Annotated in this window: 8 protein-coding genes; 6 read left to right on the top strand and 2 right to left on the bottom strand. The window is 35.8% G+C overall.

The features are described 5' to 3' along the window. A partial coding sequence (locus ACU68W_RS09165; protein ID WP_446756435.1) for a DUF5633 domain-containing protein occupies window positions 1–947 on the top strand: 947 nt, incomplete at its 5' end. A gap of 122 nt (window positions 948–1,069) precedes the next feature. Here the strand turns inward: ACU68W_RS09165 and ACU68W_RS09160 are convergent. Next, complete coding sequence (locus tag ACU68W_RS09160) at window positions 1,070–1,525, bottom strand: hypothetical protein (RefSeq protein ID WP_446756434.1); 456 nt, start codon at window positions 1,523–1,525, stop codon at window positions 1,070–1,072. Between the two features lie 237 nt (window positions 1,526–1,762). Here ACU68W_RS09160 and ACU68W_RS09155 point away from each other — a divergent pair, with 237 nt between their 5' ends. From ACU68W_RS09155 to clpB, 5 genes are all read left to right on the top strand, one after another. Beyond that, window positions 1,763–2,302: a sigma-70 family RNA polymerase sigma factor gene (locus tag ACU68W_RS09155; RefSeq protein WP_446756433.1), complete on the top strand. Its 540-nt coding sequence runs from the start codon at window positions 1,763–1,765 to the stop codon at window positions 2,300–2,302. 151 nt (window positions 2,303–2,453) lie between these two features. Next, a complete protein-coding gene (locus tag ACU68W_RS09150; RefSeq protein ID WP_446756432.1) occupies window positions 2,454–3,119 on the top strand; it encodes a nitroreductase family protein in 666 nt (221 codons plus the stop codon). After that, the gene (locus ACU68W_RS09145; RefSeq protein WP_446756431.1) at window positions 3,091–3,279 is read left to right on the top strand and encodes a hypothetical protein; all 189 of its coding nucleotides are present in this window, start codon (window positions 3,091–3,093) and stop codon (window positions 3,277–3,279) included. The genes ACU68W_RS09150 and ACU68W_RS09145 overlap by 29 nt, the downstream gene beginning before the upstream one ends. Next, window positions 3,269–4,213 carry a DnaJ domain-containing protein gene (locus ACU68W_RS09140; RefSeq protein ID WP_154272047.1) on the top strand — a complete coding sequence of 315 codons (945 nt, stop codon included), beginning with the start codon at window positions 3,269–3,271 and terminating at the stop codon, window positions 4,211–4,213. The genes ACU68W_RS09145 and ACU68W_RS09140 overlap by 11 nt, the downstream gene beginning before the upstream one ends. Window positions 4,214–4,231: 18 nt before the next feature. After that, window positions 4,232–6,817: an ATP-dependent chaperone ClpB gene (gene clpB, locus ACU68W_RS09135; protein WP_446756430.1), complete on the top strand. Its 2,586-nt coding sequence runs from the start codon at window positions 4,232–4,234 to the stop codon at window positions 6,815–6,817. Window positions 6,818–7,176: 359 nt separating this feature from the next. Here clpB and ACU68W_RS09130 read toward each other — a convergent pair. Next, a partial coding sequence (locus tag ACU68W_RS09130) for an IS3 family transposase (protein WP_446756429.1) occupies window positions 7,177–7,362 on the bottom strand: 186 nt, incomplete at its 5' end.

Genomic DNA, 7,362 nt, shown 5'->3' with positions numbered 1-7,362 from the left:
TAAAACCATCTGAAAAAGAAGAAGAAACAGAAACAGAAACTGAAGAAACAAATGACGGAATTCCAAAAAAAGTAGACGATTCAGGAAATCCAATGTTCACAGATCATGATTTAAAACCATCTGAAAACGAAGAAAAAACAGAAACTGAAGAAGCTGAAACAGGAACAAACAATGAAATTCCAGCGCCAGTAGACGATTCAGGAAATCCAATGTTTACAGATCACGAATATAAACCATCTGGTGATGAAAAAGAAAATCCAGAAACACCAGAAAAACCAGAAGTACAAAACGGATTTGAAAACGAAGAAGAAGCTATAGCAGCAGCTAAGAAAGCTTTAAAAAATGACAAAATCAACAATACTTTTAGCGTAAGACAAGGTGCTGACAAAAAATACTACTATGTATTAGGATATGAACACAAACCATTAGTAACAATTGACGAATGGTTAGCAAATAATACACCAGAAGAAGAAGGAAAAATTTCTGATAACTGGTATGATCAATCAAAACATCCTTTTGAAGAAGGCAAAGAAGATGGAAAAACTCCTGGCGTTACACCAACTCCTGGCGTAACTCCAACACCATCAACTCCTGGCGTAACTCCAACACCATCAACACCAGGTGAAACAACTCCTTCAACTCCTGGCGAAACAACTCCTTCAACTCCAGGCGAAACAACTCCATCAACTCCAGGTGAAGGACAAAAACCTGGCGAAGGACAAAAACCTGAAGAAGGTAAACCTGGTAAGGAAGAAAAACCTGAAAAAGAAGACAAACCAGCTAAAGAAGAAAAAGAAGAAAATGGTAAGGGTGGAGTAGATTCTCCAAAGAAAAAAGACAAAGCTGAATTACCAAAAGCTGGTAGCGAAGCTGAAATCTTAACATTAGCAGCAGCTTCATTGTCAAGCGTTGCAGGTGCTTTCATTTCACTTAAAAAACGTAAATAATTTTTCCTTTCATTGATAGGCAGATTTATATTTTAAAATGGGACCAAAAACTGGTCCCATTTTTTTCGTGAAAAAACTGATACAAATATGTTGAACCATAAAATGTATCAGTTTTTTTGTGGTTATTTGCTTGTGAGTATGTCGAAGTTTGTCGTATAATCATCTATCAAAAGCCTGGCGAGTTTTGCTTTTTGGATTTTGTCTTCGATGCTTTTCTTGGATTCTAGTGTTGTGATTTTTTGATTGTTTGTAAGTATTATGTGGCCTGTTTTGATTTCTTCGATGGATTCGATGTTGAACAGTCCATAACTTCCATCGTTTTTGGATATTGGTTTTCTAACTTTGATCATGCAGTACGTTCCGTTTTTAAAACAAATAGGAGGATTTTTGGTTATGTTCAAGGATTTTTTGATTAGTTTCTTGGCCTCTATGATGTCTATTAATTGGTTGCGAGCGATTTTTTTGATGCAACAATCCAATGAACAATAATTGGTAGCGGTGAAATCATTAAAATAAAGTTGGACTGCATTGCCGATATTGTCGACGTATATCGGTATGATTGCTTGTAATTGTTTCATTGATTCTCCTTTTATTTTATGATAATTTTATTATAACAGAACATACGTTCCTGTTCAAGTGTTTTCGATTTGAATTTACAATGAATTGGTTTGTTTTGTGAAGAATGGTGATGATTTTTCATTTATTTTCAAATGGTTCACGCTGTTACTATTTGTTTTGGCGTGGTTTTTCGTTTCATTCATGATTTATATTATCTTGATTTCGATTGTAAAATTGAGAAAAAGGAGATGAAAATCATGAATTTTGATGAGATAGATTATATTGTGAACAACAAAATTTTGGATGATGAGAGAATTTATAAGGCTTTTGAGCCGTTGATTATTAGTAGTATAAAAAAATATTACGATAGGACGGATATTTTTGAGGAGCTTGTGGATGATGGCAAGACGGAGATTATGTATGCGATTATGGAGTATGATGCTTCGAAGAAGGTTCCGTTCAATTATTATTTGAAGCAGAGGTTGAGGTTTTTCTATTTGAAGAAGAATCCTAGAAGAAGTGTTTCGTCGTTGAATTATACTAATGAGGATGGTGATGAGGTGATGAATTTGATTGAATCTGATGAGAATATCGAACAGGATTTTGAGGATAGGTTGGAGATTAAAAAGCTTTACGAGAAGGTGCGTAAGCTTCCCGATAAGCAACAGAAGATTATTTACGAGAATTTCCTTAGAGAAAAAAGTGCGAGGGAGATTTGCAAAGAATTGAATATGAAACAGTCGACATTCTACAATACGAGAAGCAAGGCTTTGGAGAATTTGCGCAAGATGTATTGAGCTTTGGGTGTGGAGTGGTGGGTTAATATAGATGGAATCGGTGCGATTCCATTTTTGTTTGTGTGGAAATATTTAATTGTATGCGTGGTGGTGCGTGAATTTTCGTGATTTGTGGTATATTATAATAAGTATATATTTTAATGAGGGGGACATGGTGGATATTTTAGAGTTGATGCACAAGAGGCATTCTGTTAGAAAATACATAGATGAAGAGATTGATTCTTCTGTGAAGAAGATTATTGAACAGAAGGTTGATGAGGTTAATCGTGAGTCGAATTTGAATATAAAGGCTGTGTTTGATGACAAGGAAGGGTTCAATTCAAAGCTTGCGAAGTATGGTAAGTTTGAGAATGTGAATAATTTTCTGATTATGAAGGGTGTAGGCAATGATTTGAGCGAGGTTTGTGGATATTACGGCGAGAAGCTTGTGATGGAACTTATGAATTTGGGTTTGGGTTCGTGCTGGGTTGCTCTTACATATAATAAGAAGAATATAAGAAAATACATAGAGCCTAACGAAAACTTGGTGATTGTGATTGCGTTCGGTATTCCTGCAAACTGGGGTTACAATCACAAGAGCAAACTTCCAAGACAAGTGTCAAATGTGAGTGATAATTCACCACAATGGTTTAAGAACGGTGTGGATTGTGCACTTAATGCTCCGACTGCGATTAATCAACAAAAATTTATGTTGACTTTGCTTGATGATAAGGTGAAGGCAAAGGCGAAATTTGCTCCGTCAGCGAAGGTCGATTTGGGAATTGTGAAATACCATTTCGAAGTGGGAAGTGGCAAGGATCATTCCATATGGATATAATGATTTAATTTTAGAATCAAAAGTCAAAAATAAAAATTTAAAAGTCAAAGAAATTGCAAAGATTGCAAATACTATTGATTATGCACTCGTAAGGGTGTATAATAATATCAAGGTCAAAGAAAGTCAAAAACAAATTACGGGAGGTTTTTATGGAATATAAAGATTATTACAAAGTTTTGGGGGTGGATAAAAAGGCGAGCTCCCAAGAAATTAAAAAAGCATACCGAAAACTCGCCAAGAAATATCACCCTGATTTAAATAAAGGCGATGAGAAATCACAAGAAAAATTCAAGGAAATCAACGAGGCTTACGAGGTTTTGGGTAACGAGGATAAGCGTAAAAAATACGATATGTTCGGATCAAATTATAATTTCCAAGGCGGACAAAACTTCGATCCGAATGCGTACGATTTTGGAAACTTCGGAGGATTTGGTGGCTTCGGCAAGAATTCTGGATCCTACACTTACACAACTGGTGGAAGTGGCGGAGGATTCTCGGACTTTTTCAATGCGTTTTTCTCAGGTGGACAAGGTAGCGGCGGAGGATTTTCCGATATTTTCGGTGGTTTCAAAAATGCTGGAAGAAAATCACAACCAAGGCAAAGATACGACACGGACATTTCCGTTTCTTTATCAGATATCTACAACGGTGTAGAAAAAAGATTGGGACTTATGATTGGGGATAAAAGTGTTAACTTGAATTTGAAAGTTCCAAAAGGAATTTTGCCTGGTAAAAAGATTAAGGTCAAGGGCGAAAAATTCGGCGTTGACGGGGACATTTACGTGAAGATTAACCTGGTTGATGTGTACAACAAGCTTGAAGATCACAATATTATAAAGAAGGTTGAACTTAAACCATGGGAAGCTTATTTTGGAAAATCAATCAATGTTGAAACGATTAGTGGCGAAAGAATCAAGGTTAAGATTCCGAAAAATATCAAGGCTAATCAAAGAATTAGAATTAAGGATAAGGGATTCGTGGATATGAAAGGTGTCAAAGGGGATTTGTATCTTGAAATTTCCATCGTAAATCCTACAAAATTAAACGAAGAACAAGAAGAATTATACAAAAAATTATACGAATTATCTGAATAATGTTAGGAGGTAAGGATTATGGATTTAAACAAATTCACACAAAAATCTGTTCAAGCAATTCAAGATGCGCAAAATACTGCGATAAAATTGGGCAATCCAGAAGTTACGGATGTTCATTTGAGCTATGCGTTGTTGTCTGATTCAGATTCAATAGTTGCAAAGACTATTCAAAAATTGGGCTCAGATTACAAAAAAGTTGTGAGCGCTTTTAATCAAAAAATAGATTCTCTTCCAAAAAACGACAGTCAATCGAGTGTGTATCCAAGCACTGCTTTCCAAAGAATTTTGTTGAAAGCAGAGGACGAAGCTAAGTCCATGGGCGACAGTTTCGTTTCAGTAGAACACATTTTTATGAGTGTTTTGGGAGAAAAAAACACTGTTAGTGCAGTTTTGTTGAAAGATTTTAATATAAACAAGCAAAATTTTGCATCTAATTTGAAGGATTTGAGGGGAAATCAAAAGATAGATTCTGACAATCCAGAAGATACAACAGATGTGTTGACAAAATACGGTCGTAATTTGACTGATTTGGCGAAAGAAGGCAAACTTGATCCAGTTATCGGTCGTGACGATGAAATCAGACACAGCGTTAGAATTTTGAGTCGTAGGACGAAGAACAATCCAGTGTTGATTGGTCAACCTGGTGTTGGTAAGACTGCGATTGTGGAAGGCTTGGCGCTTAGAATTGTGAACGACGATGTTCCAGAAACTTTGAGAAACAAATCTATTTTTGCGTTGGACATGGGAAGTTTGATTGCTGGTGCGAAATTCAGAGGAGAATTCGAAGAAAGATTGAAGGCTGTGTTGAAAGAAGTTGCAGATTCTGACGGCAAAATCATTATGTTTATCGACGAGATTCACACTTTGGTCGGAGCTGGAAAATCAGAAGGCGCAATGGATGCAGCAAACTTGTTGAAGCCAATGTTAGCACGTGGTGAAATCAGAACAATCGGCGCTACAACTTTGGATGAATACAGAAAATACATCGAAACAGATGGCGCATTGGAAAGAAGATTCCAAAAAGTTTTGGTTGAAGAGCCTTCAGTAGAAGACACAATTTCGATATTACGTGGTATTAAGGACAAATACGAGATTTATCACGGAATCAAAATCACTGACAATGCTGTAATCGCTGCGGCAACTTTGTCGGATAGATATATTACTGACAGATTTTTGCCAGATAAGGCGATTGATTTGATGGACGAAGCGAGTGCGATGGTTAGAACTGAGATAGATTCTATGCCTGAAAGCATCGACGAAACTAAGAGAAAAATATTGCAACTTGAAATCGAACGTGCTGCTTTGAACAAAGAAGACGATGAAATGAGTAAAATCAGACTCGAAAATTTGGAAAAAGAATTGCAAGATACTAAAAACGAGTTTGACGCAATGTATATGGAATGGACTCAACAAAAATCCAAGGTCGACGAAATCAAGGACACAAAATCTGAAATCGAAGCCGTTAAACACGAAATGGAAGAAGCTCAAAGAAAATACGATTTTGAAAAATTATCAGAATTAAAATACGGAAAATTAGTCGAACTTGAAAACAAACTTGAAGAATTGAACAAAAAAATGGACGAAGATGACAGTTCAATTATAAAAGAAAGCGTAACTGAAGATGAAATCGCAGAAGTTGTAAGCAAGTGGACATCAATTCCTGTGACAAAATTAGTGGAAACAGAACGTGACAAGATTTTGAATATGGACAAGTTGTTGCACAAGAGAGTTGTGGGACAAGATGAAGCTGTAACTGCCGTGACTGATGCAATCATCAGAGCTAGAAGCGGTTTGAAATCACTCAACAGACCAATCGGTTCATTTATATTCCTTGGACCAACTGGTGTTGGTAAGACAGAACTTGCAAAAGCTTTGACTGAAAATATGTTTGATGACGAAAAGAATTTGATTCGTATCGATATGTCAGAATATATGGAAAAACACGCAGTAAGTAGACTTGTCGGAGCTCCTCCAGGATATGTTGGATACGATGAAGGTGGTCAACTAACTGAAGCTGTCAGAAGAAAACCATACTCAGTGATTTTGTTCGACGAAATCGAAAAAGCACATCCAGATGTGTTCAACATTTTGTTGCAAGTTTTGGATGACGGACGTTTGACTGACAACAAAGGTAGAACTGTCGATTTCAAAAACACAATCATCATTATGACAAGTAACATTGGCTCGATGGATTTGATTGAAGGAATTGACGACAGCGGAAATATTTCTGATGAAAGCAGAAATTCTGTAATGGACGAATTGAAATCACGATTCAAACCAGAATTTTTGAACAGAATTGACGATATCGTAATGTTCAAACCATTGACAAAAGATGACATCTACAAGATTATTGAAAAACAAGTTTCATTGTTGCAAAAACAATTGGAAGACAGACAAATCACTATCGAAATCGACGAATCTGCAGAAGATTTGATTATCGACAAAGCATACGATGTATTGTACGGTGCAAGACCAGTTAAGAGATTTATCGAATCCAACGTTGAGACAAAACTCGGACGTGAATTGATAAAAGGAACTGTGACTGACAAGGATACAGTGGTTATAACAAATGTAGATGGTGAATTGGGAATTAAAAAGAAATAGATTTAGGAGAATAGGCAACAGGGGTTGCCTATTTTTTTTATTGTGGAAAAGAATAAAAGTCTCTGCACAAGCATACGGAAATAAAAGTCGTAACACGCATCGTCTAACTTACGAAAATTGGCAAATTCTAATCTCAAAATTCTAAAATCTCAAACTCGTGCTACGCACTCAAGCGGTCAAATTTCTGGCGGATTTTTTCGATTTGAAATCATGTAAATTTCCTACGAATGATATTCTTAGCAAATGCAGTAATCTGATTTTATATATCTACAAGGATAAAATGATTAATTCTAAAAAATAAATAAAAAAATAGCAAGACTTAAATGATGTGTACCCATAAAACTGGACACAATATTTAATTAATTAGTTGTAGTGGATGCTAACCTATACTTTGTAGGTGGCATCCATTTTGTTTTCTTCTGAATTCTTTCGTTATTGTAATAATAGATGTATTTTTCTATTGCTTTCGAAAATTCTTCAAAAGAGTTATAGCTCTTTTCGTAACCATAATAAACTTCATTTTTTAATCTTCCAAAAAATGTTTC

This window comes from Finegoldia sp. P2-F-LR, assembly GCF_052932265.1.
Note: the sequence above shows the minus strand (reverse complement) of the source record. Positions and strands in the feature narration are given on the sequence as shown.